The sequence below is a fragment of the Cupriavidus sp. U2 genome, from assembly GCF_009663685.2.
Classification (GTDB): Bacteria; Pseudomonadota; Gammaproteobacteria; order Burkholderiales; family Burkholderiaceae; genus Cupriavidus; species Cupriavidus necator_C.
This window is the reverse complement of the sequence record NZ_RCOG02000027.1, coordinates 64,628-91,393: the sequence shown is the minus strand read 5'-3', so window position 1 is coordinate 91,393 and position 26,766 is coordinate 64,628. Positions and strand designations below refer to the sequence as shown.

23 protein-coding genes are annotated in these 26,766 nt (G+C 66.0%); 14 read left to right on the top strand and 9 right to left on the bottom strand.

The genetic code is table 11. The annotated features are described in order from the left end of the window. Nucleotides 1–12: 12 nt before the first annotated feature. Together D9X30_RS19995 and clsB are read right to left on the bottom strand one after the other, a co-directional pair. Nucleotides 13–990, bottom strand: a complete 978-nt coding sequence (locus D9X30_RS19995) for a lysylphosphatidylglycerol synthase domain-containing protein (RefSeq protein ID WP_153948783.1) — start codon at nt 988–990, stop codon at nt 13–15. After that, a complete protein-coding gene (gene clsB / locus D9X30_RS19990; RefSeq protein WP_153948848.1) occupies nt 987–2,228 on the bottom strand; it encodes a cardiolipin synthase ClsB in 1,242 nt (413 codons plus the stop codon). Before clsB ends, D9X30_RS19995 begins: the two co-directional genes overlap by 4 nt. Nucleotides 2,229–2,472: 244 nt before the next feature. On the opposite strand from clsB, the gene D9X30_RS19985 reads away from it, so the two are divergent. Continuing rightward, nucleotides 2,473–3,324, top strand: coding sequence for a class II glutamine amidotransferase (locus D9X30_RS19985; RefSeq protein ID WP_153948784.1), 852 nt, complete (start codon nt 2,473–2,475; stop codon nt 3,322–3,324). Between the two features lie 86 nt (nt 3,325–3,410). After that, nucleotides 3,411–3,986: a TetR/AcrR family transcriptional regulator gene (locus tag D9X30_RS19980; protein WP_153948785.1), complete on the top strand. Its 576-nt coding sequence runs from the start codon at nt 3,411–3,413 to the stop codon at nt 3,984–3,986. 28 nt (nt 3,987–4,014) lie between these two features. On the opposite strand, the gene D9X30_RS19975 is transcribed toward D9X30_RS19980, so the two are convergent. Beyond that, nucleotides 4,015–4,587 (bottom strand): FkbM family methyltransferase, encoded by a 573-nt coding sequence (locus tag D9X30_RS19975; protein ID WP_194946552.1) that lies wholly within the window; start codon nt 4,585–4,587, stop codon nt 4,015–4,017. Between the two features lie 324 nt (nt 4,588–4,911). On the opposite strand from D9X30_RS19975, the gene D9X30_RS19970 reads away from it, so the two are divergent. Further along, on the top strand, nt 4,912–6,054 hold the full coding sequence (locus D9X30_RS19970) for an OpgC domain-containing protein (RefSeq protein ID WP_249641019.1): 1,143 nt from the start codon (nt 4,912–4,914) through the stop codon (nt 6,052–6,054). A 15-nt stretch (nt 6,055–6,069) separates the two neighbouring features. On the opposite strand, the gene D9X30_RS19965 is transcribed toward D9X30_RS19970, so the two are convergent. Then, complete coding sequence (locus D9X30_RS19965) at nt 6,070–6,951, bottom strand: LysR family transcriptional regulator (RefSeq protein WP_153948788.1); 882 nt, start codon at nt 6,949–6,951, stop codon at nt 6,070–6,072. 122 nt (nt 6,952–7,073) lie between these two features. Here D9X30_RS19965 and D9X30_RS19960 point away from each other — a divergent pair, with 122 nt between their 5' ends. Genes D9X30_RS19960 through D9X30_RS19950 form a run of 3 tightly spaced genes read left to right on the top strand, consistent with a single transcriptional unit; the run spans nt 7,074 to nt 9,549 of the window. Then, nucleotides 7,074–8,198, top strand: coding sequence for a muconate/chloromuconate family cycloisomerase (locus tag D9X30_RS19960; protein WP_153948789.1), 1,125 nt, complete (start codon nt 7,074–7,076; stop codon nt 8,196–8,198). 50 nt (nt 8,199–8,248) lie between these two features. Beyond that, nucleotides 8,249–8,527 carry a muconolactone Delta-isomerase gene (gene catC, locus D9X30_RS19955; protein ID WP_153948790.1) on the top strand — a complete coding sequence of 93 codons (279 nt, stop codon included), beginning with the start codon at nt 8,249–8,251 and terminating at the stop codon, nt 8,525–8,527. A 29-nt stretch (nt 8,528–8,556) separates the two neighbouring features. Continuing rightward, nucleotides 8,557–9,549, top strand: a complete 993-nt coding sequence (locus D9X30_RS19950; protein WP_153948791.1) for a tripartite tricarboxylate transporter substrate binding protein — start codon at nt 8,557–8,559, stop codon at nt 9,547–9,549. A gap of 95 nt (nt 9,550–9,644) precedes the next feature. On the opposite strand, the gene D9X30_RS19945 is transcribed toward D9X30_RS19950, so the two are convergent. Then, nucleotides 9,645–10,727: a calcium:cation antiporter gene (locus D9X30_RS19945; RefSeq protein ID WP_153948792.1), complete on the bottom strand. Its 1,083-nt coding sequence runs from the start codon at nt 10,725–10,727 to the stop codon at nt 9,645–9,647. 113 nt (nt 10,728–10,840) lie between these two features. Further along, nucleotides 10,841–11,011, bottom strand: a complete 171-nt coding sequence (locus D9X30_RS19940; protein ID WP_153948793.1) for a hypothetical protein — start codon at nt 11,009–11,011, stop codon at nt 10,841–10,843. Nucleotides 11,012–11,280: 269 nt separating this feature from the next. Between D9X30_RS19940 and D9X30_RS19935 the strand changes: the two genes are divergently transcribed. Next, on the top strand, nt 11,281–13,401 hold the full coding sequence (locus tag D9X30_RS19935) for a TonB-dependent receptor family protein (protein WP_153948794.1): 2,121 nt from the start codon (nt 11,281–11,283) through the stop codon (nt 13,399–13,401). Nucleotides 13,402–13,416: 15 nt separating this feature from the next. Here the strand turns inward: D9X30_RS19935 and D9X30_RS19930 are convergent, their stop codons facing one another. Next, nucleotides 13,417–14,082 (bottom strand): SOS response-associated peptidase, encoded by a 666-nt coding sequence (locus D9X30_RS19930; protein ID WP_153948795.1) that lies wholly within the window; start codon nt 14,080–14,082, stop codon nt 13,417–13,419. A 444-nt stretch (nt 14,083–14,526) separates the two neighbouring features. On the opposite strand from D9X30_RS19930, the gene D9X30_RS19925 reads away from it, so the two are divergent. Further along, a complete protein-coding gene (locus D9X30_RS19925) occupies nt 14,527–15,258 on the top strand; it encodes a BON domain-containing protein (protein ID WP_153948796.1) in 732 nt (243 codons plus the stop codon). Here D9X30_RS19925 and D9X30_RS19920 read toward each other — a convergent pair whose 3' ends face one another. Then, the gene (locus tag D9X30_RS19920) at nt 15,259–16,326 is read right to left on the bottom strand and encodes a GlxA family transcriptional regulator (protein ID WP_153948849.1); all 1,068 of its coding nucleotides are present in this window, start codon (nt 16,324–16,326) and stop codon (nt 15,259–15,261) included. Between the two features lie 108 nt (nt 16,327–16,434). Between D9X30_RS19920 and D9X30_RS19915 the strand changes: the two genes are divergently transcribed. After that, a complete protein-coding gene (locus D9X30_RS19915; RefSeq protein ID WP_153948797.1) occupies nt 16,435–17,712 on the top strand; it encodes a M20/M25/M40 family metallo-hydrolase in 1,278 nt (425 codons plus the stop codon). A gap of 58 nt (nt 17,713–17,770) precedes the next feature. On the opposite strand, the gene D9X30_RS19910 is transcribed toward D9X30_RS19915, so the two are convergent. Next, the gene (locus D9X30_RS19910) at nt 17,771–18,697 is read right to left on the bottom strand and encodes a LysR family transcriptional regulator (protein ID WP_092598624.1); all 927 of its coding nucleotides are present in this window, start codon (nt 18,695–18,697) and stop codon (nt 17,771–17,773) included. 369 nt (nt 18,698–19,066) lie between these two features. Between D9X30_RS19910 and D9X30_RS19905 the strand changes: the two genes are divergently transcribed. The 5 genes from D9X30_RS19905 (at nt 19,067) to D9X30_RS19885 (ending at nt 26,744) form a co-directional block, all read left to right on the top strand. Continuing rightward, nucleotides 19,067–19,942, top strand: a complete 876-nt coding sequence (locus D9X30_RS19905) for an alpha/beta hydrolase (RefSeq protein ID WP_153948798.1) — start codon at nt 19,067–19,069, stop codon at nt 19,940–19,942. A gap of 227 nt (nt 19,943–20,169) precedes the next feature. After that, nucleotides 20,170–21,408: an efflux RND transporter periplasmic adaptor subunit gene (locus D9X30_RS19900; RefSeq protein ID WP_153948799.1), complete on the top strand. Its 1,239-nt coding sequence runs from the start codon at nt 20,170–20,172 to the stop codon at nt 21,406–21,408. Between the two features lie 103 nt (nt 21,409–21,511). Beyond that, nucleotides 21,512–24,703, top strand: a complete 3,192-nt coding sequence (locus tag D9X30_RS19895) for an efflux RND transporter permease subunit (RefSeq protein WP_153948800.1) — start codon at nt 21,512–21,514, stop codon at nt 24,701–24,703. Nucleotides 24,704–24,714: 11 nt separating this feature from the next. After that, entirely contained in the window at nt 24,715–26,199 is a 1,485-nt protein-coding gene (locus D9X30_RS19890) for an efflux transporter outer membrane subunit (protein WP_153948801.1), read from the top strand. Between the two features lie 149 nt (nt 26,200–26,348). After that, entirely contained in the window at nt 26,349–26,744 is a 396-nt protein-coding gene (locus D9X30_RS19885) for a hypothetical protein (RefSeq protein ID WP_153948802.1), read from the top strand. The last annotated feature ends 22 nt before the right edge of the window (nt 26,745–26,766 follow it).

The following is a 26,766-nucleotide window of genomic DNA, read 5'->3' as shown; positions in this document are numbered from 1 at the left end:
CTGCCTTTTTTTCTATCCAGCCTGCGCGCGACGGGCGGCCCGCGCGCCGCGCAGTTCCATCCAGGCATAGGCCGACGTGGCAAATACCATGGGCAGCAGGTAGTACAGCGCGCGGTACGCGATCAGGGCGGCCACCACGATGTGCTCCGGCGCAACGGGCCGCAGCAGCACCACGAATACGCTTTCCAGCACGCCGATACCGGCCGGGATGTGCGCCAGCGCGCCCGCCACCGCACCCACCAGCAGGGCGGCCAGCGCCTGGGGCAGGCTGACCGCCTTGGGCAACAGCAGATCGATGATGCACGCCAGCACGATCCAGTTGGTGATCGACAGCACGTTCTGCACCAGCGCAAAGCGGAAACCCGGCAGCCGGAACACATGCCGGCCGAACCGCACACTGCGCGTCCTAGCCTTGGCGCACGCCAGCCAGTACAACAGGCCGCAAGCCAGCATGGCCGCGCCCACGGCGCGCAGCATCCATGGCGTGATGCCCCAGTCCGCCGGCAGCGCCGGGGTTGCCAGCGTCAGCACCGCGCCGGCCAGCAGCATGTAGCCTGTCCAGTTGGTGATGATGGCGATGGTGTAGATGCCGGCCACCTGGGACCCGCTCACATTGGCGCGCGAATAGAGCCGCAGCCGCATGCCCAGCCCGCCCACCATCGCCCCGACGTTGAGGTTGAAGACATAGGCGATGAAGGCAATCAGCATGACGCGTGGCGTGGACAGGTGATGCCCGGTGTAGTGGCGCCCCAGCAGGTCGAACGAGGCATGCAGCGAGAAGCTGACGCAGGCCAGCCCCAGCACTGGCAGCAGCGTTGCGGCGTCGTACTGCTTCAGCGCCTGCAGGACCTGTGCCCAATCGACGCCACTGAGGCTCCGGTAAATCAGGTAGATCACCAGCGCCACGAACACCAGCCCCGCCACGCGCTTGACGATGGACCATCGGACGTTGCGCCGCAGGCTGCGGCGCAGGTTGGCGGCGGTCGTCATGGGCCGTCCTGTCGCGTCTGACGCACCATCGGCTCTGGCGACGGGGTGTCGGGTACTGGCACCGGCGACACGATTTTCGGGGTGTGGGCCGGCAACCAACCGGCCCACGCCGGAAACTTGCGCAGGAAATGGAAGATCAGCGGCGTGGCGATGCCATGCCACCACGCACCGCGCGGCCTCGATGCGGCGCAGACCTCGGGGCAGCGCGCGGACATCAGGTTGCGCAGGTTGTCCCGCAGCGATGCCACGAACGCGGTGTCGCGGATCACGAGGTTGGCTTCGAGGTTCAGCGACAGGCTCAGCGGGTCGAGGTTGCTCGATCCCACGGTGGCCCAATCGTCGTCCACCACGGCCACCTTGCTGTGGTTGGGCCGCTCGCAGTATTCGAAAATGCGCACGCCCGATTCGCGCAGGTGCGCGTACAGCATGTCCACGGTGCGCTTGACCCATAGCATGTCTGGCCGGCCCTGCAGCACCAGGCGCACATCGACACCCCGCTGCGCGGCGTTGCAGATTGCCTGCAGCAGCCGGTATCCCGGCAGGAAATAGGCATTGGCGATCTCGATCTGGTGTCGCGCCGTGCGAATGGCTGCCAGATATTGCTGCTCGATGTCATTGCGGTGTGCCTGGTTGTCGCGTGTGACAAAGAGCACGGAGCCGGGCGCGGCGTGATCGGTGGGGTGGGGCGGGGGTGCCCGCCGGATGGGTGCGCGAGGCTGCCTGGCGGGCCGGTCGCCGCTGGCTTCGCGCATGAATTCATGAATGATGCGCGCAGCCGGGCCTTGTACCTCGACGGCATAGTCTTGCTTGGCGGACGGGCTGGCCTGCACCAGATGCTCGACGGACAGGTTGATGCCACCCACGAAGGCCAGATCGCCGTCGATGGCGACCAGTTTGCGATGCAGCCGCCGGAAGAGATTGGTCCGCTTGCCCAGCAGCCGGCGCCCCGGCGCAAACACGCGCACCACGACGCCCGCTTCGGCCAGCCTCGCAAGGTAGTCGGGCGACAGGTCGGCCGAGCCGAATCCGTCCACGGTCATGCCGACCGCGACGCCACGGCGCGCGGCCGCCGCCAGCGCATCGGCGAGCGGCCTGCCGACGTCGTCCTCGAACAGGATGAATGTTTCCAGCAGCACGCTATGGCGCGCCGCCCCGATGGCCGCGATCAGGCGCGGGAAGTATTCGTCGCCGTTTTCCAGCAACTGCAGGCGGTTTCCGGTGGTCCATGCGTGCTCCATTTCGGGCATGTAGCACGAATGGTGCCCGGCGAAGATCAGGGGCGGGCAGCGGGCCAGTGGCCGCCAAGCGTGATGTATTCGATGTATTTTGGGCGCGTGGCATGGCCGAATCGAAACGCGGTCCCCGGCAGCCAATGTAGGAATTGCCACAGGACGGCCCCGCAATTGCGCCGTAACAGCATCCTGGCGGGCCACTTGCTATGCTGAAGTGGATATCCCGCACTGACAGACTGGAGGAGGCATCATGTGCCGCTGGCTGGCCTATTCGGGCCGTTCCGTTCCGATGGAGGCAGTCCTGTTTCAGCCCGAGCATTCGCTGATCGACCAGAGCCTGAATTCCCGCCTCGGACATACCACGACCAATGGCGACGGCTTCGGGGTCGGCTGGTACGGGCGGCATTCCGAGCTGCCGTTCCGCTATCGGTGCCTGCACCCGGCCTGGAGCGATACCAACCTGCGCGAGGCCGCGCGGGCGGTACGGGCGCCGCTGTTCGTGGCGCATATACGGGCCGCCACGGGCACGCCGACCCAGGAAACGAACTGTCACCCGTTCCGGTTTGGCCGCTGGCTGTTTGCCCACAATGGGCTTATCCGCGATTACCCGCTGGTGCGGCGGGACCTGATGATGTCCGTGGCGCCGCACCTGTTCCGGTGGATCGAGGGCTCGACCGATTCCGAGGTGATGTTTTTCCTGGCACTGACATTCGGCCTGGAGCGCGATCCGCAGGGGGCACTGGAGCAGATGGTGGGGCTGATCGAGTCGGTCGGGCATCGGCACGATATCGAGCACCCCATCAACATGACCGTCTGCGTGACCGACGGGCAGCAGATCGTGGCGGCGCGCTATTCCAGCGAACGCGATTCACGGTCGCTGTTCCACAGTACGTCGTTTCGCCAGTTGCGGGCGCTCTATCCCGATGACCCGCGCATCATCGCTGCAGGGGACGATGCCTTCCTCGTACTGTCCGAGCCGCTGATCGACGTGCAGGGCGTGTGGGAAGAAATCCCGGAATCGACCATGCTGGTGGCGCGTCGCGGCGATATCCAGCAGCGTTGTTTCACGCCGCGGTTGCCGGATCGGGACGGGGCGGGGTGACTGGCCCGCAGCGGCGAGTACACTGCCTCAGAGACAGACCTGTCTACTATAATGGCAGTGTTTTTCGCTGAAGCTCGTACCTCGCCATGGCCACCCCTTCCGCTCGCGACCGCATTCTCGACACCGCCGCACGCCTGTTTTATCGCGATGGCTACCGTGCCACCGGCATCGACCGCATCATTGCGGAATCGGGTGTGGCCAAAATGTCTTTATATCGGCACTTTGCGTCGAAGAACGATCTGATCTTCGAATATCTGCAGCGCCGGCACGACGTCTGGATGACGTGGTTTGAAACGGGTGTGCGACGCCGGCTGGCAGCGCGGCCGAATCTGGACGTCATGGCCGATACGCTGGGCGAGTGGTTCGAGGGCGAGGATTTTCGCGGCTGCGCCTTTATCAATATGGTGGCGGAATCGGGCGGCGGTGCCGGCGACGATGCCCGGCTACTGGAACAGGCGGTATCGCACAAGGCGTCGTTGCAGGCCTTTGTCGGGGACATCGCCCGGGAGCTGGGACTGGATCAGCCAGAGGCGGTCGCCGAAGAGGCGATTATCTGTATCGAGGGGATGATCGTGCGCGCCCAGACCACCCATGATACAGCCGTGGTGCGCGCGGGGCGGCACACGCTTGCCCGGTTGCATGCGGCATTTACCGGGGTATGAGGACTAACGCCGGCCCGCGTTTGCATGGTTAGCCACGCCGGAAATACACTTCGGTGCCGACCTCGCGCGAGGTTTCGTCATGCACCAATTCAAAAACGGGGCTGAGCATTTTTCTGAGGGTTTCGGCATCGCTCAGGCTGTGATGCTCAAGCATGATGACCTGGGTATTTTCGAGATTAAGATGCGACAGAATCTCGACTTCAGATCCCTCGGTGTCGATTTTCACCAGATCGCAGGATGGCAGACCGCTGGCTGCCACACATTGGACGCGAATGGTCTGGTTTGTCATGCGCGCGCCTTTCGAGAATCCGCCCGTGACAAACATGTCCCCGACGTGAATATCGTCCTCGCCGGCTGTGGCGCGCACTGCGCTGGCGGAAATATGGCACCAGGCGCCGTCGACGTTTTCACGCAGCTTTTCCACGTTGAATGGCATGGGTTCATAGCAGAATACGGTGGCCGATGGCCATTCGCGGTGGGCGCGGAGTGCAAATGCGCCAATATTCGCGCCGATATCGAGCACGGTGTGCGGGGTCGTCCGAATCGGGACAACAAAATAGTCGTTGACCTCGTCATGAAGCCATTGCGGAATCGTGCTCATGGTGTCGCGCCTCTTTTGCCAGGCAAGGATGGGAAAAGCAGCGAGAATTATAGGCAAGATTCCCGCGGAAATCGCCATGCGGCGTTTGGATGAATCCCGTTTTCGTAAAACTGCTATTCGATAATAGAAAAACTCCGAAATAATCATCGCGATATCTGACCGTTTTGCTGAAATCCACGCCTGCCGGGTTTATCACATATCGTAACTTTGCGAAACACTGTTCTTACAGGTAAACCCTGAGATCACGGTAAGATGCCACCCGTGATTGCCGCGTGGCGCCTCCCGGGCCGCTGGCAAGCCTTGGGATGTACGCCTGTGAACGCAGTGAACAACAATCAGCGGCGCACCGAGATCGACCTCATTCGCGGCATCGCGCTGCTCTTCATCGTGGTCGATCATGTCAACGGCAGTGTGCTGGCCGACTATACGATCCGGAATTTCCAGCTTTTCGACGCCGCCGAGGTGTTCGTCTTCCTGGCCGGCTGCTCGGCCGGCGCGGCCTATCTGGCCATGGAAGCGCGCGACGGTGCCAGCGCGGCACGTAAGCGCCTGCGCCGCCGCAGCTGGGAGATCTACAAGGCGTTCGTGCTGACCGGCGTGCTGATGCTGCTGTTCGGCTTTGTGCTGGCGATGTGCAAGATCCCCGCGCCGGCCGTGCGCGCCACGGAGGCGCTCGATTTCATGGCGCAGCCGCTGGCCACGCTGCTGCAGGTCTTCGCGCTGGCGCGCCAGCCGTTCGTGTCCGATGTGCTGCCGATGTACGCCGTATTCATCGGCATTGCGCCGCTGGCCATCCGCTGGGCTCGCGCGCAACCGCTGGCGTTTATCTGCGGCAGTGTGGCGCTCTGGATCATGTCGCCCACGCTGTTGCCGCTGCTGCCCAGTAGCGAGCCGCGCGGCTGGAGCTTCAACCCGTTTGCCTGGCAGCTGATGTTCGCCCTGGGTCTGCTGGCGCGGCTGCGTCCCGATTTCGTCCTGCCACAGCAGACCATCGTGCGCCGTGCCTTTACGGCCGGCGCCGTGGTGGTGGCGCTGCTCTGCATGGGCGCCGCCTACCTGTGGATGCGTCCGCACCTGTATGAGTCCTGGCTGCCGGCGTGGATCCCGACGATGGCGTTCCCGCTGCCCAAGCAGAGCCTGGCCGCGCTGCGCGTGGTCAGCTTCCTCGGTCTGGCATGGCTGGTGTACCTGGCCGTGCGCGCCGGGTGGATCGAGCGGATGGCCCGCTTCATGGGTCCGGTCGTGCAGATCGGCCGCCACAGCCTGTTCTGCTTCGTGCTGGGCGCCGTGGTGTCGGTGGGCATCGAAGGTCTGACCTATGGCTTCGCGGGGGGGCGTCCGACGCGGCCCGTGGCCCTGACGGGCGATCTCATCGCGGTGGCGGTGCTGCTGCTGGTGGGCGGCTGGTATGGCCGCCGCAAGGAAGCCCGGAAGGTCGCGGCCAGGTCGAAGATGGTGTCGGTCTAGGCCCTGTTTCGCCGGCTACGGGCGCGCCTGGCTGCGCACCCAGGCAATGGCGCGCGTCAGGTGCGGCGAGGTATCGCCGGCACGATAGCTCATGATCACGGGCGAGATGAAGCCGGGGGCGTCGATGGACACGTAGCGCACGTCGTCGCGATGCAGCCGCTGCACCGACGATGGCACCAGCGTGATGCCCAGGCCCGCCGCCACGAGGCCCAGCGCGGTCTGCAGTTCGTTGGCTTCCTGCACCACGCGCGGTTGCAGGCCCTGCGCGCGGAACAGCGACAGCACGTGATCGGCGTAGCTGGGACGCGGTCGGGCGGGATAGAGGATCAGCGGCTGGCGCGCCAGACCGGCCGCATCGAACGGCGCGGCCGGGGGCGGGGCGGTGACCGGCATGGCGGCGACCAGTGTCTCGGCCATCACCACCTGCTGGACGATCGCCGTATCGTTGAAGGTGAGCCGGCCGAATGCCAGGTCGATGCGGCCGGACTTGAGCGCCTCAAGCTGCTGGACCGTGATCATTTCCGTCAGGCCGACTTCCACCTCGCTGTCATCGCCGCGCAATTCGCGGATCAGCTCCGGCAGCACGCCATAAAGCACCGACGGCACAAAGCCGATGCCGAACCAGCGCTTTTCGTTGCGGCCGATGCGGCGCGTGCCTTCCAGCGTTTCTTCCAGCCGCTGCGTCAGTTGCAGCGATTGCTCCAGCAGGAAGCGGCCCGCCTCGGTCAGCTTCAGGCCACGGCCCACGCGGTCGAACAGCGCCACGCCCACTTCTTCCTCGAACTGACGGATCTGCCGCGACAGCGGCGGCTGGGCCATATGCAGCTTTTCTGCCGCACGCGTCACATTCAGTTCCTGGGCGACGGTCTGGAAATAGCGGAGATGGCGGAGTTCCATGGCGGAGGAGGGGATATGTCGATGCATACCCATCAGGTATGGATCAAGACATCTTCGGTCTTGGACGCCAGTCAGGTCAAGGTCCATACTCGCTGCAACGCGTATTTGAGTATGGAAAAGGTATGACTGCGACAATTTCTTCGATGGAGGCCATCCTGGTGGACCTGCCGACCATCCGGGCCCACCAGCTGGCCATGGCCACGATGCAGCAGCAGACGCTGGTCATCGTGCGCCTGCGTTGCAGCGACGGCGTGGAGGGCATCGGCGAGGCCACCACCATCGGCGGTCTGTCGTATGGTGACGAAAGCCCCGAGGGCATCAAGCTGACGATCGACACCTACCTGGGCCCTGCGCTGGCCGGGCAGGACGCCACCAACGTGCATGGCGCGATGGCGCGCCTGAACAAGGTGGCGCGCGGCAACCGGTTCGCCAAGTCGGCGCTGGAGTCGGCCCTGCTCGACGCGCAGGGCAAGCGCCTGGGCGTGCCGCTGGTCACGCTGCTGGGCGGCGCCGTACGCGACACGCTGCCGGTGCTCTGGACCCTGGCCAGCGGCGACACCGGCCGCGACATCGAGGAAGCCGAGCGTTTTCTGGAAGAACGCCGGCACAACACGTTCAAGCTCAAGATCGGCCGCCGCAGCGTGCGCGACGACGTGGCGCACGTGTCGGCCATCAAGCGTGCGCTGGGCGACCGGGCCCGCGTGACCGTGGACGTCAACCAGGCCTGGAACGAAGCCGATGCCGCGACCGGTATCGCCATGCTGGAGGCCGCAGGCATCGACCTGATCGAGCAGCCCACCCCGCGCGAGCATCGCACCGCGCTGGCGCGGCTGGCGGCGCGCTTCGTGGTACCGATCATGGCCGACGAAGCCGTGACCGGCCCAGAGGACGCGATGGAACTGGCCCGCCTGGGCGCCGCCGACGTGTTTGCGCTGAAGATCGCCAAGTCGGGCGGCATCTTCGGCATGCTGCGCACGGCTGCCGTGGGCGACGCGGCCGGCATCGCGCTCTATGGCGGCACCATGCTCGAAGGCGCCGTGGGTACCATCGCCGCCGCGCACGGCTTCTGCACGCTGCCGCAACTGGCGTGGGGCACCGAGCTGTTCGGTCCGCTGCTGGTGAAGGACGACATCGTGGTGGACCGCCCGGTGTTCAAGGACTTTGCGCTGCACCTGCCGAAGGGGCCGGGGCTGGGCCTGGCCATCGACGAAGACAAGCTGCGCCACTATCGCCGCAAGGCTGGCTAAGGCGGTCAGTCAGACATTCCGATTACGCATTCAATCCGGAGACACATCCCATGTTGTTCCTTGTCAGGATGGACGTGCAGATCCCGCACGACCTGCCGGCCGCTACGGCCGACGAGATCAAGGCCCGCGAAAAGGCCTATTCGCAGGACCTGCAGCGCCAGGGCAAGTGGCAGGCGCTGTACCGCGTGGTGGGCGAGTATGCCAACTACAGCGTGTTCGATGTGGAATCGAACGACGAACTGCACACGCTGCTGGCCAGCCTGCCGCTGTTCCCGTACATGAAGATCCACGTCACCCCGCTGGCCAAGCACCCGTGGTCGATCCGCTGATCGGCAACCAGAAAAGAAGGAACGGAGACATGAAGTCCTTGCTGCAACGGTCGGCCCGCGTGCCGGCCGCATTTGCCATTTCCGCATCGCTGCTGCTTGCCGCAGCCGCTCCGGCGCACGCCGCCTATCCCGACCATCCGATCCGCTGGGTGGTGCCGTTCCCCGCGGGCGGTGCGATGGACAACATCGCGCGTACGCTGGGCGAAGACATGTCGAAGTCGCTGGGCCAGGCCATCGTGGTCGAGAACCGCCCTGGCGCCGGCGGCAATATCGGCGCCGAGATGGTGGCGCGCTCGCCGGCCGACGGCTACACGCTGATCATCGTGGCCAACGGCATGGCCGTGAATCCGGCGCTGTACGGCAAGCTCAGCTACGACCCGATCAAGGATTTCGCGCCGGTGTCGCTGCTGGCCGTGGTGCCCAACGTGCTGGTCGCCAACAAGGCGAAGAATCCGCAGAAGACGGTGGCCGAGGTCATCGCCAGCGCCAAAGCCAAGCCGGGCAAGTACACCTATGCGTCGGCCGGCAACGGCACGTCGATCCACCTGGCCGGCGAGCTGTTCACGTCGATGGCGCACGTGGACCTGCTGCATATCCCGTACAAGGGATCGGGCCCGGCCATGACCGACCTGCTGGGCGGGCAGGTAGACTACATGTTCGACAGCATTACGTCGGCCAAGCCCCATATCGACAGCGGCAAGCTGACGCCGATTGCGGTGACCACCAGCAAGCGATCGACTGCGCTGCCCAATGTGCCGACGGTGGCGGAGGCGGGCGTGCCGGGCTATGAGCTATCGCCGTGGTTTGCCGCGTTCGTGCCGGCCAAGACCCCGCAGGCGGTGATCGACACGTTGAACCGCGCCATGCTCGAATCGCTGAAGAAGCCGTCCGTGCAACAGCGTCTGGCCGGCATCGGCGCGGAGCCGATCGGCAGCACGCCGGCGCAGCTGAAGGACCACCTGGCCAAGGAAACGGTCAAGTGGGGCACGCTGATCCGCGAACGGGGCATCCATGCCGACTGAGCGGACGGTGGCGACCGATTGCCGCCAGCGGAGCTGACCTGATTGTGTTTTTCCCCTCGCCCATTGAAGGGCGAGGCGGGAGTCGGGCCCTGCCGCTAGGGTACGATTGTCAGGAACAGGTACGCCGCGAAGATCACCATGTGGACCACGCCCTGCAGGATGGTCGTGCGGCCCATGCCAAGCGTCAGCGACGCCACGATCATCGTCAGGAACAGCAGCACCATTTCCTTGGCGCTCAAGCCCAGTTCCAGCGGCTGCCCGATGGTGATGAAGACGATGGCCACCGTCGGAATGGTCAGGCCGATACTGGCCAGGGCCGACCCCAGCGCCAGGTTCAGGCTGGTCTGGATGCGGTCGGACCGCGCGGCGCGCAGCGCGGCAAGCCCTTCGGGCAGCAGCACCAGTGCCGCGATCACCACCCCCACCACCGCTGCCGGCAACCCGGCGTTCGCAACGGCTTTTTCCACCGACGGCGACAGCAGCTTGGCCAATGCCACCACGGCCACCAGGCAGACCACCAGCAGCACGCCGCTGGCCACGGCCACGCGCGTGGGCGGCGGCGGCGCATGGACGTTTTCGTCGTTGCTGCCGTCCACCAGGAAGTAGTCGCGATGCCGCACGGTCTGCACGAAGACAAAGCAGCCGTAGAGCAGCAGCGACATCACGCCGGAGAACGCCAGCTGGGACGATGACAGGACAGGCCCCGGCGTGGTGCTGGTGAAGTTCGGCAGCACCATCGTCAGCCCGAGCAGGGTGACCAGGATGGCCATGGCCGCATTGGCGCCCGGCGCCTGGAAGGCCTGCTCGCGATGGTGCAGCGCGCCCACGAACAGGCAGATGCCGACAATGCCGTTGCAGATAATCATGACCGCCGCGAACACCGTGTCGCGCGCCAGGCCGGCTTTTTCCGGCCCGGACGACAGCATGACCGATACGATCAGCGCCACCTCGATCACGGTCACCGCAATGGCCAGCACCAGCGTGCCGAACGGCTCGCCAACCTTGTGAGCCACCACCTCGGCATGATGGACGGCCGAAAACACCGCACCGGCCAATGCGATCGACATCAGTGCGATGAGCCAGGCCTGCCCCGTCATTGCAAGGCCCAGGCCGAAGGCGGCCCAGGCGGCCAGCGGGGACCAGATGGTCCAGGCCGGCAGTTTGTTGGCAGTTGCCATGTCTTGTTCCCTTTGTTCTTGTGGCTTACAGGCGCGAGCGTGCACGCCGCGTGGCGCGGGCGCAAGAGGTTCAGGCAACGACAGGGCGTGGCAGTTCCCGGCGCGTGCGCGGATCAGTCGTGCGACGGGCCGCCGCGCCGCGCGCCGGCGCCATCGTCGCGGCGTTCGGGGGGCGGCGGATCGGTGTCCCGCAGGGCCGGGTGATTTCGATAGATCCAGCGGGCGGCGATGATGATCACCGCCAGAAACGCGAGCGCGTATCCGACAAACGAGACTGCGTGCATGTTCTGACCCAGGTTGGTCCGGCTCTTCTGGCCGGTGGCCGGTCAGTATGGGTGAGGGCCGATAAGGCGCCCACCCTCTCTCGGTGGGGCGCTGGAATCACCCAAATGCGGGCTGCGTAGCGTCAGGTATCGACAAAATGTCGCCTATGGGCAACACATTGTCGTGATCGACATACATTAAGCGCGTCTTTTCCCATTGGGGCTACAAACGAGAACCGTTATCACTTACATTCGTGGCCTTTGTCAGTTTCTTGTCACAAGGGAAGACCATGAATTCGAGCCGTCGCGGACTGCCATTCGCCGCGCCCCACTTTGCACCGTGCGCCACGGCGCTGGCTGTCTCGATGCTGTGCCTGACGCCGCAATGGGCGGCCGCCCAGGACGCCCCGGGACCGGTGCAGGGTGGTGAGACGGAAAAGATGCTCGAAACGGTTCAGGTTTCCGGAAACTGGCTCGGCACGGGGCTGCAGAACAGCGTGAAGACGTTCCCCGGCGCCCGCACGGTGGTCAGCGAGCAGCAGATCGAACAGAGCGGCGCACAGAGCATTGGCGACGTCATGCGGCGCATCCCGGGCGTGCAGGCGACCGACAACTCCGGCACGGCAGGCAGCGCCGTGTCGCTCAATATCGGCGTGCGGGGCCTGTCCGGCCGCTACACGCCACGCTCCACGGTGCTGCTCGACGGCATCCCGATGGCCGTGGCGCCGTACGGCCAGCCGCAGCTGTCGTTTGCCCCGGTGAGCCTGGGCAACATCGAATCGATCGACGTGGTGCGCAGCGGTGGCGCCGTGCGCTACGGCCCGCAGAACGTCGGCGGCATCATCAATTTCAACACCAGGCCGATTCCGGGCGTGTTCAGCGGCGAGGCGTCGGTGCGCGAGAACATCTACACCGAAGGTGGCGGCAAGAACACCCAGTACAACGCGTTCGTGGGCACCACGCTCGACAGCGGCCTGGGCATCGCGCTGCTGTACTCGGGCATGACGGGCCGAGAATGGCGCCAGGGCAGCGACGACAACGTCAACGACCTGGCCGTGAAGTTCGCCTACGACATCACGCCGACGTCGCAGGTCTACGGCAAGCTGTCGTACTACGACGTCAAGTCGAAGACGCCGGGCGGGCTGAGCGTGGCGCAGTACAACGCCAATCCGTTCCAGAACACGCGCCCCGACGACTACTGGAGCGGCAATCGCTACGGTTTCGACCTGGGCTACGTGAACACGATTTCCGCGAACCAGGAATTCGAGATCCGCACGTTCTTCAACGAAAGCTATCGCCAGAGCACGCTGCAGCAGAGCGCCACCGTGATCGCGCACCAGCCGCGCAACTACACGACGTTCGGCATCGAGCCGCGCTTCACGCAGCGTTTCGGCGTGGGCCCGACCACCCATGACGTGACGGTCGGCTACCGCTACATCCGCGAACGCGGCGACGACAACCAGTTCAGCACGAACCGCCAGACCGGCGTGAACGGTCCGACCACGACGTTCGACAATGCCACCGACGCCCACGCCGTCTACATCGACGACCGCATCGCCTACGGCAACTGGCGCATCGTGCCGGGCGTGCGCTTCGAGCATATCGACACGTCCCGCCAGCAGCGCAACACCGCGACGCAGTGGGAAAGCCTGAACAACAAGGCGCTGCCGTCGGTCAACGTGTCGTACCTGGTGAACAGCGCCTGGACGGTGTTTGCCGACTACAGCACGTCGTTCGGCCCGGTGCAGAACACGCAGCTCAATTCGCAGACGCCGAACAATCCGCTGCAGCCTGAAGTGGCCAAGACGTTCGAAGTGGGTACCCGCTGGACGGACAGCCGCATCAAGGGCGAGCTGACCGCGTTCAAGATCAAGTTCGACAACCAGATCCTGCAGGTGCCGGGCCTGTTCCCGGCCACGTTCCAGAACATTGGTGCGACCGACCACGATGGCGTGGAAGCGGCCATCGACTACACGTTCGACCGTGCCAGCGTGCTGGGCGGCCTGAACCTGTACGCCAACTACACGTACACGCGCGCCATCCAGAAATCGGGCACCACGGCCGGCCTGGACGTGCCGTTCTACTCGCGCACCACCGACACGATCGGCGCACGCTACGACTGGCGCAGCTGGACGTTCAACGTCTCCACCACGCACCAGAGCAAGCAATACGCGGATCTGGCCAACACCGTGGCCGAAAGCGCGGACGGCAGCAACGGCCTGATTCCGGGCTTCCGTACGTGGAATATCCAGGCGATGTTCAAGCTGCCGCAGCGCAAGAACACCGACATCACCGTCGGCATCAACAACCTGTTCGACAAGCGGTTCTACACGCGTACCACCGACAGCAATGCCGGCCGCCTGGTGGGCGCGCCGCGCATGGTCTACATCCAGGCCCGCGCCGCGTTCTGAGCGTAGCCGGAACGGCTAGTCCGAAGGTGGCGGCGGCCCCTTTGTCGTCCCGCGCGGCGGCAATGGGGCCGGCTCCGCCACCAGTTTCCCGGCGGGCAGCAGGCGCAGCAGCGTCCTGGCCACCTCGGGATCGCGGCATTTCAGCCATTCGTCCCAGTCTTCGCGTGGCAGGATCACCACGCCGCGCTTCTCGTCCCCGGGTTTGTGAAACCGCTGCATCAGCGGATGATGGTCGGCGTTGACCGTCGGCATCGTGAACGACACGGCGCCACCGGGCCACGCCCGCCACAGCCCGGCAATCGCAAACGGTTCGCCGCCCGGCAGGCCGATCTTCCACCGCACCGCCTTGCCGCTTTCGTAGTTCGGTTCGTAGAACGCCGTGGCCGGCACCAGCGCCAGCTGGCAGGACTTCCAGAACCTGGCAAAGGACGACCGCTTCCCGATGGTCTCCACACGCGCATTGGCGGTGGGGTAGTAGCGCGTGCCGGGCGGGATGGTCGCCTTGGGCACCATGCTGAACGATGCCAGCACGCTTTCCCAGGCGGCTTCGCCCGTTTTCTGGCGCACGATGGGCGCGGCATAGTCGGGCCATGTCTCCTCGGGGTACAGGCCCGGCGGGGGCTCCACGCCGAAAATCTCGCGCAGGATGCGTTTCTGGACGGGGGCGTAGTTGACGCACATGGGGGCTCCGGGGGCGCGGTTCTGCCGCCTATGGTCGGCACGGCGGCGCGGGCCGTCAATACGCGATCATCGGCGGCGCGTTCGTGTCGCCGGACGTTATGCCGAAGGTTTCGCCGGACTGAAGCGCCGCGGACGCCGTCCGGCTGAATGGCTGGACGGTGTCGGGCTGCGCACTTGTCCGGGATTGCCGATGGCCCGGGTCCAAAGCCCCCGGTGACGCCGGGCGTTCCAGCATGTGACGCCAATGCCGCTACGGGCGGGCAACGTACGTTTGAAACACCGGTGCAGGGGTGGCCCGGCGGACGGCGACTTTGCCGGGGCGCTTCCTATAATGCCTGTGTGGCGCGGCACCACGTGGGCAAAACGGCCGCACCGCGCCACGCGTGCTTGCAGGCAGGGGCGCGCTTCCCACCCATCTCCACGTCAAATGGGGAGACACATATCATGCTGAGTAGCGAAGCGGTGCTGACGCAGGCGCGAGCCGCGTTGGCGCATGTGCCATATCAGGGCCATCAGATCCATCCCACCATTCACCTGCGACTATCAGACGGAGCCCTGATTCTGGAGGGCGAAGTGGCCGACGTCATGGACAAGACGCGCGCCACGGCCCGGCTGCGCCGTCTGGACGGCGTTTCCACAGTGATCGATCACCTGCGCATTGCCCATGCCGGCCCGGTAGTGGGCGATGGCGATCTGCGCGCGGCCGTTTGCGATCGGCTGCTCAATGCGATCGACTTCCGTAACTGCAAGATCTGCGCGAAGGTGAAGGGGCAAGTGGAGCCGGTGCGCGAAGCCGTGGGCGAGCGCAGCGGCTGGATTGAGGTGGCGGTCCATGACGGCGCGGTCATGCTGAGCGGCCAGGTGATCAGCCTGTCGCACATGCGCCTGGCCGGCGTGCTGGCGTGGTGGTCACGCGGCTGTCGCAACGTGATCAACGACATCGTGGTGGCGCCGGCCGAGGCCGACAGCGACGAGGAACTGAGTGAGGCGTTGCAACTGGTGCTGGAAACCGACCCGTTCGTGGATGCCGCGCGCATCCGCGTGCGTACCGAGGGCCGGGTCGTGACGCTCGACGGCTACGCGTCCAGCGACGGCGCGCGCAAGCAGGTGGAGCGTGATGCGTGGTACGTGCAAGGCGTGGAGGACGTCATCAACCATATCGCCCTGAGCAGCTGACTAGTCGACGATGCCGGCATCGACGCGCGCTGCCTGGTCTTCCACGCGCCAGTAGCGGCGCCGCGTGCGCAGCGCAAAGCGCGAGCGGTATTCCGACATCGACATCTGCATGGTTCGCTGGAACAGGCGCCGGAAGGCCGCGGCATCGCTGTAGCCGCAGGCCTCGGCAATCGCCTGCGTGCCATGCAGCGTGACTTCCAGCAGCATGCGTGCGCGCTCCACGCGCAGGCGGTGCAGGTAATCCAATGGGGTGCGTCCGGTCACCTGGCGGAAATGGCGTAGCAGCGTCCGTTCGCTGACGGCTGCGGCGCGCGCCACGGCCGCCAGCCGGTAAGGCTCGCCGACATGCGCCTGCAGCCAGCCGATGGCGCGATAGACCGGGCTGTCGGCGGTCTTGCCAAGCCACCGCTGCGAAACCAGCTCGGGTACCCACTGCTGGCGTTCGGGCTGGTAGAGCAGCAGGCGGGCCACTGCCTGCGCCAGGTCGGGATCGTGCAGATGGCCCAGCACGCGCAGCATGAATTCCGTCTGCAGGGCCGGCGCCACGCAATGAAAGACCTGCCCGTGCAGTCCCATCGGTTCGTCCGACGACAGGTCGCACGCCGGAAAGCGTTGCGCGAACCAGCTCTGGAACATCCACGGCGCGCCGCAGCGCGCGCCATCGAGCCGCCCCAGCATCAGTGGGTAAGCCATCCCGGTGTAGATCGACGCCACCCAGCCCCCAGCATCCATATGCCGGGCCAGCAGGCGTTGCGTGGCGGTATCGGCGGCGGCCAGTTCGCCCAGATGGGGCGCGCTGGCCGCCATCAGTCCCGGCACCATGATCAGCACCTGGGCCTGGCGCGGTGCGCCCCGGCGCGATGTGGACAGGCCGGGCAGCGGGTCGGGCAGGGCGCGTCCGCTGGCGCCGATGATCTCCCAGGTCAGCCGGGCCGGCGCGCCCGGCTGCTGCAACCGCGCCACGCCCGCGGCGGTACGCAGGACATCGAGCGCGCCGAACAGCGTGCCAGGCATGGCATCGGGCAACCAGAGCAGCTTGACGTGCAGAGGCGCGGCGGGCGGGGGCATGGGGCGCATGGCGGGATTGGCATCGGGATTGGCGATATTGAACCTCCCCCCCGGATAGCGCAAGCGATACATTGGAGCTCCAACGACAACAGAGAACAGGAGACCCGCATGCCGCTTTCCCTTCGCCGCCTTGCCCGCGCCACGGCTGGTGCCACCGCCATCGCCCTGGCCGCCGCAACGGCCTGCGGCGCCGCGCTGGCCGCCGGACCCGACCAGGCGCTGCTCGATGCCGCCCGCGCCGCGCAGCCTGCCGTGGTGCAGTCGCTCAAGGACATGGTGACGATCGAATCGGGCAGCGCCGACATGCAGGGGCTGGCGCGCATGGCCGACTACACGTCGCAGCGGCTGCAGGCGCTGGGCGCGAAGGTGGAGCGGCTGCCCATGACCACCAGCGCCGCGCCGATGGTCAAGGCCACGCTGACCGGCACGGGCAAGCGCCGCATCATGCTGATCGGCCATATGGACACGGTGTATCCGGCAGGCATCCTGGCGTCGCAGCCGATCCGCGAGGACGGCAACCGGCTGTATGGCCCCGGCATCGCCGACGACAAGGGCGGCCTGGCCGTGATCCTGCATTCGCTGGAAATCCTCAAGGCGCAGGGCTGGAAGGACTACGCGCAGATCACGGTGCTGCTGAACCCGGACGAGGAAATCGGCTCGCTAGGCTCGGGCGAGACCATTGCGACGCTGGCCGCGCAGCACGACGTGGTGCTGTCGTGCGAGCCCAACGTGGCGAAGTCGGTGGCGAAATCGGAATCGCTGCTGCTGGCCGCCGCCGGCACCGCCACGGCGACGATGCAGGTCAAGGGCCGGTCATCGCATGCCGGCGCGGCGCCCGAACTGGGCCGCAACGCGCTGCTGGAACTGGCCTACCAGATGCAGGAAACGCGCGACCTCGCCAAGACGATACCGGGGGCGCAGATGAACTGGACGCAGGCCAGGACCACCGGTCCGCTGAACCAGATTCCCGAGACAGCCACCGCCGTCGGCGATGTGCGCGTGACCGCCGGCGGCGCCGCGCAGAAGTTGCAGGCGGCGTTGCAGCAGAAGGTCGACGCGGGCCATCTGATTCCCGACACGAAGACCACGATTGCGATGGAAGAAGGGCGCCCGGCCTTCGTGGCCGATACGCGCTCGAAGGAACTGGCCGCGCGGGCCCAGCAGATCTATGCGGAGATGGACGGCCGGTCGTTGATCCTGATGCCGGGCACCGGAGGCGGCACCGATGCGGGCTTTGCAGGGCGTTCGGGCAAGGCGGTGGTGCTGGAAAGCTTCGGCCTGTCAGGCTTCGGCTATCACGCACGCGACGAGTACGTGGAGCTGGATTCGATCGTACCGCGCCTGTACCTGATGACGCGGATGCTGCAGGAGATCGCGAAGCACTGAGGTTTGGGGGATACCCTCTCCCGCGCGCGGGCCGTGCACGCGGGAGAGGGGCGGGACATCAGGCCGCCAGCTGCTGCGGCGCGGCGCCGAAGTGCGGATGCCGCGAGAAGATCTCCGCGGCCCAGTTCACGAACACGCGGACCTTGGCCGACAGGTGCCGGTTCTGCGGATACATCGCGGAAATCGGCAGTTCGTCGGTCTGCCAGTCGGTCATGACCTCGACGAGCCGGCCGCTGTGGATATACGGCTCGGCCATGGCGCGCGAGATGCGTGCAATGCCATGGCCTTCCACCGCGCAGCCCAGGTACACGTCGGCATCGTTGGTCGAGATCACCGAAGGCAGCAGCACTTCGGTGCTCTCGCCGCCACGGATCAGCGTCCACGGCGTTTCGCGTCCGGTACGGTTGGACAGGAAGTTGATGGCCTTGTGCTGCGACAGCTCGGTCAGGTCGTGCGGTGTGCCAAAACGCCGCAGGTAGATCGGCGACGCATAGAACGCCAGCTTCACCTGTCCGATGCGCCGTGCCACCATGGCCTCGTCGAGCGCCCCCACGCGCAGCACCACATCCACGCCTTCCTTGAGCAGGTCGATGGGCTTGCCGTTGATGGTCAGTTCCAGCTTCAGTTCGGGATAGGCATTGAAGAAGTCGTGCAGTTGAGGCATCAACACCAGTTGCGCGAGGCCGCTGGTGGTATCCACGGCCAGCGTGCCACGCGGCGAGTTGTTGTGGCGCGTCAGCGACTGCTCCGCTTCCTCCACATCCGCCAGGATGCGCACGCAGCGTTCGTAGTAGGCCGCGCCATCGGTGGTCACGCTGATCCGGCGCGTGGTCCGGTGCAGCAGCTTGACGCCAAGGTGGGTTTCCAGGTTCTGTATCAGGCGGGTGAGGGTGGCCTTGGGCAGGTCCAGCGACTCCGCCGCGCGCGCAAAGCTGCCGACATCCACCACCCGAGTGAATGCCTGCATTGAGACAAGACGATCCATGATGTTGCTTTCGAAAGGAGTAAGACCGGGCTACGTTCCGAAGGATGTCTGGCGGTATGGGTCCGCTGCATGTCAAGTGCGCGGCCTGGATTTGCTGCCGGCGGTCCGCCAGTGGCGGCCGGAGCGGGGACGGGTGGAGGGTGGGGCGCCGGCGTTTGCGCTGTTTCCCCAAGTGCGCAGATGCCGAAGGACCGGAGTGAATCACATTTCAGGTATCCATTTCAAGCCGTGTGGGTTCACTTCGATGATTATTCCAACGCAGAAACAGTGCATTGGCAATAGCTCGCTTTATCCCACCGTTGTCAATCACCATAATTCGCTGCATCGCAATACAGTAATCGACGGTCTTTGCCGGCCGCCGTGCCAACCATGACCAAGACCACGACTCCCCGTAGTTCCGCCGTACAACCGGCCGCAGAACAGGGCGAGGCAATCGTGATCCAGCACGTGGTGGCCAGCGGCGAGCGCGAAATGAAGGTCTGCGTGGGTTACCCCGCAGGTTATTGGCCTGTGAGCGCCGGTGCGCCATTGTTGCCGTGGATGCTCTACCTGCATGCCGGCGGCTTTGTCGACGGCGGTGTCGAAGCCGCGAAGGAACTGGTGCGGGATCTGGCGGAGTCGGTCCCGGCCGTGGTGGTGACGCCAGATTACTCGCTGGCGCCCGAAAATCCGTTCCCGGCAGCGCCTGAGGACGCCGTCAACACGGTGTCGTGGGTGCTCAAGCAGGCCCGCAAGCTCAAGGTCGACAAGCTGCGCTTTGCGCTGGTGGGCGAGGAGGCCGGTGGCAACCTGGCCATCGCCACGGCGCAGATGCTGCGTGATCGTGGCCTGCCCCAGCCCGCGGGCCAGTGGCTGATCCGGCCGGTGACCGATCCGTGCCTGCAGCACGCGTCGTCCGGCGGACAGGTGCCGATGGAAATGCTGCGCAAGCTGGCGTGCAACTATCGCGACTACCTGCCCACGCCGGCTGCCAGCGTGCACCCGTATGCGGCCCCGGCGCTGGCCTCGCGGCTGGCGGGACTGCCGCCCACGCTGGTGCAGGTGGCGGAAAAGGACGCCCTGCGCGCGGAAGGCGAGGCCTTCGCCGCCAAATTGTCCAAGGCCGGCATCCCGGCCAGGGCCCTGATCATGCCCGGCGCCTGTGGCGACGGGGTGGAACAGTCCCATGAGATGTGTCAGGCATGGGTCAAAGAAGGTGCGCGGTTCCTGCGCGAAAGTTTCGCCAAGGCCGACGACGCCTCGTAATCCGGTCCGAACGCCGGCCGGCGCCGTGAAAGCTGTGACGGTGCCGGATTCTCCCGCCAGCGCCCTTTGAGGCTGGCACCCCTGTAGTGGCTTGCTTCTGTCCGATCCGGGACGGAGGACCCCTTGTTGTTCCCGTTTTTCCGGCCCTCTGGGCGGGCGGGCAGCGTTCGGCCTGAATTTTTGCTTTTCCAGTTGAAGAAACCCGACGAAACACGGAGTGAAGAAAGATGAATGACAAGTCTCGACGCACGCTGATCGCCTTTGCCATCGTGGCAATCCTTGGGGCGGGCGTGGCAACCTCGGTACTGCAACCCTGGCACGGCGGGGAAGCACAGGCCAATACGCCGCCCCCGGCGCCGGCCGTGGAAGTGTCCGCCGCGGTGGGCCAGACCATCACCGAATGGGATGAGTTCTCGGGCCGCATCGAAGCCGTGGACCGCGTGGAGATCCGTCCGCGCGTTTCCGGCACCATCGAAACGGTGCATTTCCGGGAAGGCTCCATCGTGAAGAAGGGCGACCCCCTGTTCACGATCGATCCGCGCCCGTACGCCGCCGAAGTGGCACGCGCCGAAGCGGCGCTGGCCGCTGCGCAGGTCCGTGCATCGCATGCACAGACCGAGAAGGCCCGTGCGCAGCGCCTGCTGGACGACAACGCGATCTCGCGCCGCGAGTTCGACGAGCGCATCAACGCCGCCAGCGAGATGTCGGCGGACGTGCGCGGCGCGCAGGCGGCGCTGGAAGTGGCAAAGCTGAACCTGAGCTACACGCGCATCGTTGCACCGGTCTCGGGCAAGGTGTCGCGTGCGGAAATCACCGTGGGCAACCTGGTGGCCGCGGGCGCCGCGTCGCCGCCGCTGACTTCGGTCGTGTCGGTCTCGCCGGTGTATGCCAGCTTCGATGTCGACGAGCAGAGCTACCTGCGCTACACGGCGCCGGGCGCCAGTGGCGGCAAGAACGACCTGCCGGTATTCCTGGGCCTGGCCAACGAGGACGGCAATCCGCACAAGGGCAAGATCCATTCGATCGACAACCGGCTCGATACGCGTAGCGGTACCATCCGCGTGCGCGCCGTGTTCGACAACGAGGATGGCCGCCTGCTGCCGGGCCTGTACGCCAAGGTCAAGCTCGGCGGCGGCTCGCCGCACCCGGCCGTGCTGGTCAACGATCGCGCCATCGGTACCGACCAGGGCAAGAAGTTCGTGCTCGTGGTCGACAAGGCCAACAAGCTCGTGTATCGCGAAGTCGAGCTTGGACCGACGTACGAAGGGCTGCGCGTGATCCGCAAGGGGCTGCAACCGGGCGAGAACATCGTGGTGAACGGCCTGATGCGCGTGCGTCCGGGCGACACCGTGGCCCCGAAGGCCGTGGCCATGGCCTATCGCAGCGAGCTTGAGCCGCGCGGCACCACCCCCGACCGCAAGCAGGCCGCGGAAGAGGGCAAGGCCGGCAGGGCCAAGGTGAGCTGAGCGCCCGCCCGAAGCCACACCGAACTGAAATTCCCCCTGCAGCAGTACATGGCGTCCGCTCGACGAGCGGACGGCCAGGGGGACTGCTTTCGCCGAGACCAAGATGAATCTCTCGAAATTCTTTATCGATCGCCCCATTTTCGCGGGCGTGCTGTCGGTGCTGATCTTCCTGATCGGCGCCATCTCGATGTTCAAGCTACCGATCTCGGAGTACCCGGAAGTGGTACCGCCCTCGGTGGTGGTGCGCGCGCAGTTCCCGGGCGCCAACCCGAAGGTGATCGCCGAGACCGTGGCCACGCCGCTGGAGGAACAGATCAACGGCGTCGAGGACATGCTGTACATGAACTCGCAGGCCAACAGCGATGGCAACCTGACGCTGACGGTGACCTTCAAGCTGGGCACCGACCCGGACAAGGCGCAGCAGCTGGTGCAGAACCGTGTCTCGCAGGCCGAGCCGCGCTTGCCCGAGGACGTGCGCCGGCTGGGCATCACCACGGTCAAGAGCTCGCCTGACCTGACCATGGTGGTCCACCTGGTGTCGCCGAACGACCGCTACGACATGACGTACCTGCGCAACTACGCGCTGATCAACGTGAAGGACCGCCTTGCGCGGATCCAGGGCGTGGGTCAGGTGCAGATGTTCGGCTCGGGCGACTACTCGATGCGTGTCTGGGTGAATCCCGAGAAGATCGCCGAGCGCGGCCTGGCCGCGTCCGACGTGGTGCGCGCCATCCGCGAGCAGAACGTGCAGGTGGCGGCCGGCGTGATCGGCCAGTCGCCGTCGCTGCCGGGCACCGACCTGCAGCTGTCGGTGAACGCCCAGGGCCGTCTGCAGACCGTGGAGGAGTTTGGCGACATCATCGTCAAGACTTCGCCCGACGGCGTGGTGACGTACCTGAAGGACATCGCGCGCATCGAACTGGGTGCGTCGGAATACGCGCTGCGCTCGCTGCTGGACAACAAGTCCGCCGTGGCGCTGCCGATCTTCCAGTCGCCGGGCTCCAACGCGATCCAGATCTCGAACGACGTGCGCAAGACCATGGCCGAGCTGAAGGCCAACATGCCCGAAGGCGTGGACTACAGCATCGTCTATGACCCGACGCAGTTCGTGCGCCATTCGATCGAGGCAGTGGTCCACACGCTGTTCGAGGCCATCGCGCTGGTGGTGCTGGTGGTGATCCTGTTCCTGCAGACGTGGCGCGCATCGATCATCCCGCTGCTGGCGGTGCCGGTGTCCATCGTCGGTACGTTCGGCCTGATGCATGCGTTCGGCTTCTCGATCAACGCGCTGAGCCTGTTCGGCCTGGTGCTCGCGATCGGTATCGTGGTGGACGATGCGATCGTGGTGGTGGAAAACGTCGAGCGGAACATCGAGGAAGGGCTGTCGCCGAAGGAAGCCACCTACAAGGCCATGCGCGAAGTGTCCGGCCCGATCATCGCCATCGCCCTGACGCTGATCGCCGTGTTCGTGCCGCTGGCGTTCATGACGGGCCTGACCGGCCAGTTCTACAAGCAGTTCGCGCTGACGATCTCGATCTCGACGATCATCTCGGCGTTCAACTCGCTGACGCTGTCTCCGGCCCTGTCCGCGCTGCTGCTCAAGGGCCACGACGCGCCCAAGGACTGGCTGACGCGTGGCATGGACCGTGTCTTCGGTGGCTTCTTCGCCCGCTTCAACCGCTTCTTCGGCCGCAGCTCGGACAACTATGGCCGGGGCGTGAAGGGCGTGATCCGCCGCAAGGGTTCGGTGTTCGGCGTCTACGCCGTGATGCTGGTGGCCACCTGGGGTGTGTTCCAGATGGTGCCGAAGGGCTTCGTGCCGGCGCAGGACAAGCAGTATCTGGTGAGCTTCGCCAAGCTGCCTGACGGCGCCACGCTGGACCGCACCGAGGACGTGATCCGCCGCATGTCGGATATCGCGCTCAAGCATCCGGGCGTGGAATCGGCCGTGGCTTTCCCGGGCCTGTCGATCAACGGCTTCACCAACAGCCCGAGCGCCGGCATCGTGTTCGTCACGCTGGACCCGTTCGACAAGCGCAAGAGCAAGGAGCTGTCCGGCAATGCGATTGCCGCCGACCTGAACAAGCAGTACGGGTCGATCCAGGACGCGTTCATCGCCGTGTTCCCGCCGCCGCCGGTACAGGGCCTGGGCACGATCGGCGGGTTCAAGATGATGATCGAGGACCGTGCCGCATTGGGTTACGACGAATTGTTCAGCGCCACCAACGCGTTCATGACCAAGGCGCGCGCAACCCCGGAACTGGCTGGTATCTTCAGCAACTACCAGGTGAACGTGCCGCAGCTCGACGTGCAGCTTGACCGTACCAAGGCCAAGCAGCTGGGCGTGCCGGTGACCGATGTGTTCGAGACGCTGCAGACCTATCTTGGCTCGTCGTACGTGAACGACTTCAACAAGTTCGGGCGTACGTATCAGGTCAAGGTGCAGGCCGATGCGCAGTTCCGCCAGCATGCCGAGGACATCCTGCAACTGAAGGCGCGCAGCACCTCCGGCGAAATGGTGCCGCTGTCGTCGCTGGTGAAGGTCAAGCAGGGCTTCGGTCCGGATAGCGTCACGCGCTACAACGGCTTTACCGCCGCCGACATGAACGGTGGTCCGGCCCCGGGCTTCTCGTCGGGCCAGGCCCAGGCCGCTGCCGAGCGCATTGCCGCCGAAACGCTGCCCAAGGGCATCGGCTTCGAGTGGACCGAGCTGACGTACCAGGACATCCTGGCCGGTAACGCCGGGGTGTGGATCTTCCCGCTGTGCGTGCTGCTGGTGTTCCTGGTGCTGGCCGCCCAGTACGAAAGCCTGACGCTGCCGCTGGCGGTGATCCTGATCGTGCCGATGAGCCTGCTGGCCGCCATGACCGGTGTCTGGCTGACACGTGGCGACAACAACATCTTCACGCAGATCGGTTTCATCGTGCTGGTGGGGCTGTCCGCGAAAAACGCGATCCTGATCGTGGAGTTCGCCCGGGAACTGGAACACCAGGGCCGCACCGTGGTGCAGGCCGCGATCGAAGCCAGCCGCCTGCGTCTGCGCCCGATCCTGATGACGTCGTTCGCGTTCATCATGGGCGTGGTGCCGCTGGTGGTCTCCACCGGCGCCGGCGCGGAAATGCGCCATGCCATGGGCGTGGCGGTGTTCGCGGGGATGCTGGGCGTGACGTTCTTCGGCCTGTTCCTGACGCCGGTGTTCTACGTGGCACTGCGCCTGCTGGCCACCCGCAAGCAGCGTCGTGAAGCGGTTGCGACGGATGTGCCGGCTTCGCACGCCGTGCCGTCCGCAGAGTGATGGTGAAAGACATGAACAACATCGTGATGAAGCAGTACCTGCCCAGGCTTGGTGCCCTGGCCGCCGCGCTGGTGCTGGCGGGCTGCTCGCTGGCACCGACCTACAAGGTGCCCGAGACGCCCACCGCCGCCACCTTCAAGGAGGCCGATGCAGCCGCCACCGAAGGCGCGCAGTGGAAGACCGCCACGCCGGCCGAAGGCCAGCAGCGCGGCGACTGGTGGCGCGTGTTCGGCGACGCCGAACTGGACCGGCTGATCGACGCCGCCAACGCGCATAACCAGGACCTGGCCGCAGCCGCAGCCCGCCTGAAGCAGGCGCGGGCGTTCACGGGCGCCACCGAGGCGGACATGTATCCGCAGCTGAGCGCGGGCTTCGACCCGACGCGTACGCAGCCGTCGGCCGCGTCGCAGGGCCTGCCCGATGGCACCCGCGTGTCGCCGCAGACCGTGTACAAGGCGCGGCTGTTCGCCAACTACGAGCTCGACCTGTTCGGTCGCGTGGCCAGCAGCGTGAACGCTGCCCGCGCCGAAGAAAAGGGCGCCGAGGACCTGTACCGATCGGTCCAGCTCGCGCTGCAGGCCGATGTGGCGCAGGCTTACTTCGCCCTGCGTACGCTCGACAGCGACCGTGAACTGCTGAACGCGACGATCAAGTTGCGCGAGGATTCGCTGTCGCTGCTGCGCAAGCGTTACGAGGCGGGCGAGACGACCGACCTGGACCCGGCCCGCGCCGAATCGGAACTGGGCACGGCGCGTGCCGACCTGGCCAGCATCGAGCGTCGCCGTGCCAACCAGGAACATGCGCTGGCGGTGCTGACCGGCGTGGCCCCGTCGCAGTTCGGGCTGGCCGCCAGGCCGTTCGACACCGCGCCGGTGGCAGTGCCGGCGGGGCTGCCGTCGGAACTGCTTGAGCGCCGGCCCGACATCGCCGCGGCCGAGCGCCAGATGGCGGCCGCCAATGCGCGGATCGGCATTGCAAAGGCCGCGTTCTTCCCGCGCATCTCGCTGACGGCGCTGTTCGGCTTCGAGTCTTCGGACCTGTCGAACCTGTTCAAGTGGTCGTCGCGGACATGGATGCTCGGGCCGCTGGTGGGCACGACGGTGGCGCAAACCATCTTTGACGGTGGCCGCAACAGCTCGAACCTGGCCGGCGCCCGTGCTGCCCACGAGGAAAGTGTGGCGCGCTACCAGCAGACCGTGCTGGTGGCCTTCCGCGAGGTCGAAGACAGCCTGGCCGATGTGCGCTGGCTCAGCCAGCAGGCCACGGCGCTCGACGGCGCACTGGCTGGCGCCAGGCGTGCCCAGCGCATTTCGCGCAGCCGCTACGACGCGGGCGCCGTCGATTACCTGACGGTGATCGACGCGGACCGCACCGTGCTGCAGTCGCAGCGCGATGCCAACGCGGTGGCCGGCCTGCGTGCGGCGGCGACGGTGGCGCTGGTGCGCAGTCTGGGCGGCGGCTGGGGGCCGTTGCCGGAGGCGGTGGCGAAGAACTGAGGCAGGTTCGCCTGCCGCCGTGGTGGCCACCCCCTCTCGCAAGCGGGGGAGGGTGGTAAACACAATCGGTCACAAACATGGCTGGCGCGATGTTTCCAGGTCACTACACTGGAAAGATCGCGCCAGTTCTGTTTTAGGGAGGGGCCGATATGCGAATCCTTCGCCGGATGGCCGTCGCGGTTGTCCTGCTCGGCACCGTGCTGCCTGTTGTCTGTGGCGCGCAGTCCGTCACCGGCTCTATCGCCGTGGGCGGTTCGGCACGGGTGAAAGGGCCGGCCACGGTGAACGGCACCCTGAGCGTGGACGGCCATGTCTACGCCAACGGCCCGCTGACCGCTGCGTGGTTCGCCACGCCCGGCCACGGGTATCCGCCGCCGATGGAGCGGTCGCTACTCAAGGTCTTTCATGGGCCGTTGACCGTGCAGGGATCGATGGTGGTGCACGGCGATCTCTATGTCGACGGTCCGCTGACGGTCAACGGGCCGCTGGAGGCGGGCGGCGGCATCGACGCCAATGGGCCGATGGTGGAGCGCCAGGGACGTTGATGTTGCACAATGGCGACTTCGC

What these genes read in the sequence shown, in the direction of transcription:
- D9X30_RS19995 (WP_153948783.1), bottom strand. Translation starts at nt 990, where the DNA reads ATGACGACCGCCGCCAACCTGCGCCGCAGCCTGCGGCGCAACGTCCGA.
- clsB (WP_153948848.1), bottom strand. Translation starts at nt 2,228, where the DNA reads ATGGAGCACGCATGGACCACCGGAAACCGCCTGCAGTTGCTGGAAAAC.
- D9X30_RS19985 (WP_153948784.1), top strand. Translation starts at nt 2,473, where the DNA reads ATGTGCCGCTGGCTGGCCTATTCGGGCCGTTCCGTTCCGATGGAGGCA.
- D9X30_RS19980 (WP_153948785.1), top strand. Translation starts at nt 3,411, where the DNA reads ATGGCCACCCCTTCCGCTCGCGACCGCATTCTCGACACCGCCGCACGC.
- D9X30_RS19975 (WP_194946552.1), bottom strand. Translation starts at nt 4,587, where the DNA reads ATGAGCACGATTCCGCAATGGCTTCATGACGAGGTCAACGACTATTTT.
- D9X30_RS19965 (WP_153948788.1), bottom strand. Translation starts at nt 6,951, where the DNA reads ATGGAACTCCGCCATCTCCGCTATTTCCAGACCGTCGCCCAGGAACTG.
- D9X30_RS19960 (WP_153948789.1), top strand. Translation starts at nt 7,074, where the DNA reads ATGACTGCGACAATTTCTTCGATGGAGGCCATCCTGGTGGACCTGCCG.
- catC (WP_153948790.1), top strand. Translation starts at nt 8,249, where the DNA reads ATGTTGTTCCTTGTCAGGATGGACGTGCAGATCCCGCACGACCTGCCG.
- D9X30_RS19950 (WP_153948791.1), top strand. Translation starts at nt 8,557, where the DNA reads ATGAAGTCCTTGCTGCAACGGTCGGCCCGCGTGCCGGCCGCATTTGCC.
- D9X30_RS19945 (WP_153948792.1), bottom strand. Translation starts at nt 10,727, where the DNA reads ATGGCAACTGCCAACAAACTGCCGGCCTGGACCATCTGGTCCCCGCTG.
- D9X30_RS19940 (WP_153948793.1), bottom strand. Translation starts at nt 11,011, where the DNA reads ATGCACGCAGTCTCGTTTGTCGGATACGCGCTCGCGTTTCTGGCGGTG.
- D9X30_RS19935 (WP_153948794.1), top strand. Translation starts at nt 11,281, where the DNA reads ATGAATTCGAGCCGTCGCGGACTGCCATTCGCCGCGCCCCACTTTGCA.
- D9X30_RS19930 (WP_153948795.1), bottom strand. Translation starts at nt 14,082, where the DNA reads ATGTGCGTCAACTACGCCCCCGTCCAGAAACGCATCCTGCGCGAGATT.
- D9X30_RS19925 (WP_153948796.1), top strand. Translation starts at nt 14,527, where the DNA reads ATGCTGAGTAGCGAAGCGGTGCTGACGCAGGCGCGAGCCGCGTTGGCG.
- D9X30_RS19920 (WP_153948849.1), bottom strand. Translation starts at nt 16,326, where the DNA reads ATGCCCCCGCCCGCCGCGCCTCTGCACGTCAAGCTGCTCTGGTTGCCC.
- D9X30_RS19915 (WP_153948797.1), top strand. Translation starts at nt 16,435, where the DNA reads ATGCCGCTTTCCCTTCGCCGCCTTGCCCGCGCCACGGCTGGTGCCACC.
- D9X30_RS19910 (WP_092598624.1), bottom strand. Translation starts at nt 18,697, where the DNA reads ATGGATCGTCTTGTCTCAATGCAGGCATTCACTCGGGTGGTGGATGTC.
- D9X30_RS19905 (WP_153948798.1), top strand. Translation starts at nt 19,067, where the DNA reads ATGACCAAGACCACGACTCCCCGTAGTTCCGCCGTACAACCGGCCGCA.
- D9X30_RS19900 (WP_153948799.1), top strand. Translation starts at nt 20,170, where the DNA reads ATGAATGACAAGTCTCGACGCACGCTGATCGCCTTTGCCATCGTGGCA.
- D9X30_RS19895 (WP_153948800.1), top strand. Translation starts at nt 21,512, where the DNA reads ATGAATCTCTCGAAATTCTTTATCGATCGCCCCATTTTCGCGGGCGTG.
- D9X30_RS19890 (WP_153948801.1), top strand. Translation starts at nt 24,715, where the DNA reads ATGAACAACATCGTGATGAAGCAGTACCTGCCCAGGCTTGGTGCCCTG.
- D9X30_RS19885 (WP_153948802.1), top strand. Translation starts at nt 26,349, where the DNA reads ATGCGAATCCTTCGCCGGATGGCCGTCGCGGTTGTCCTGCTCGGCACC.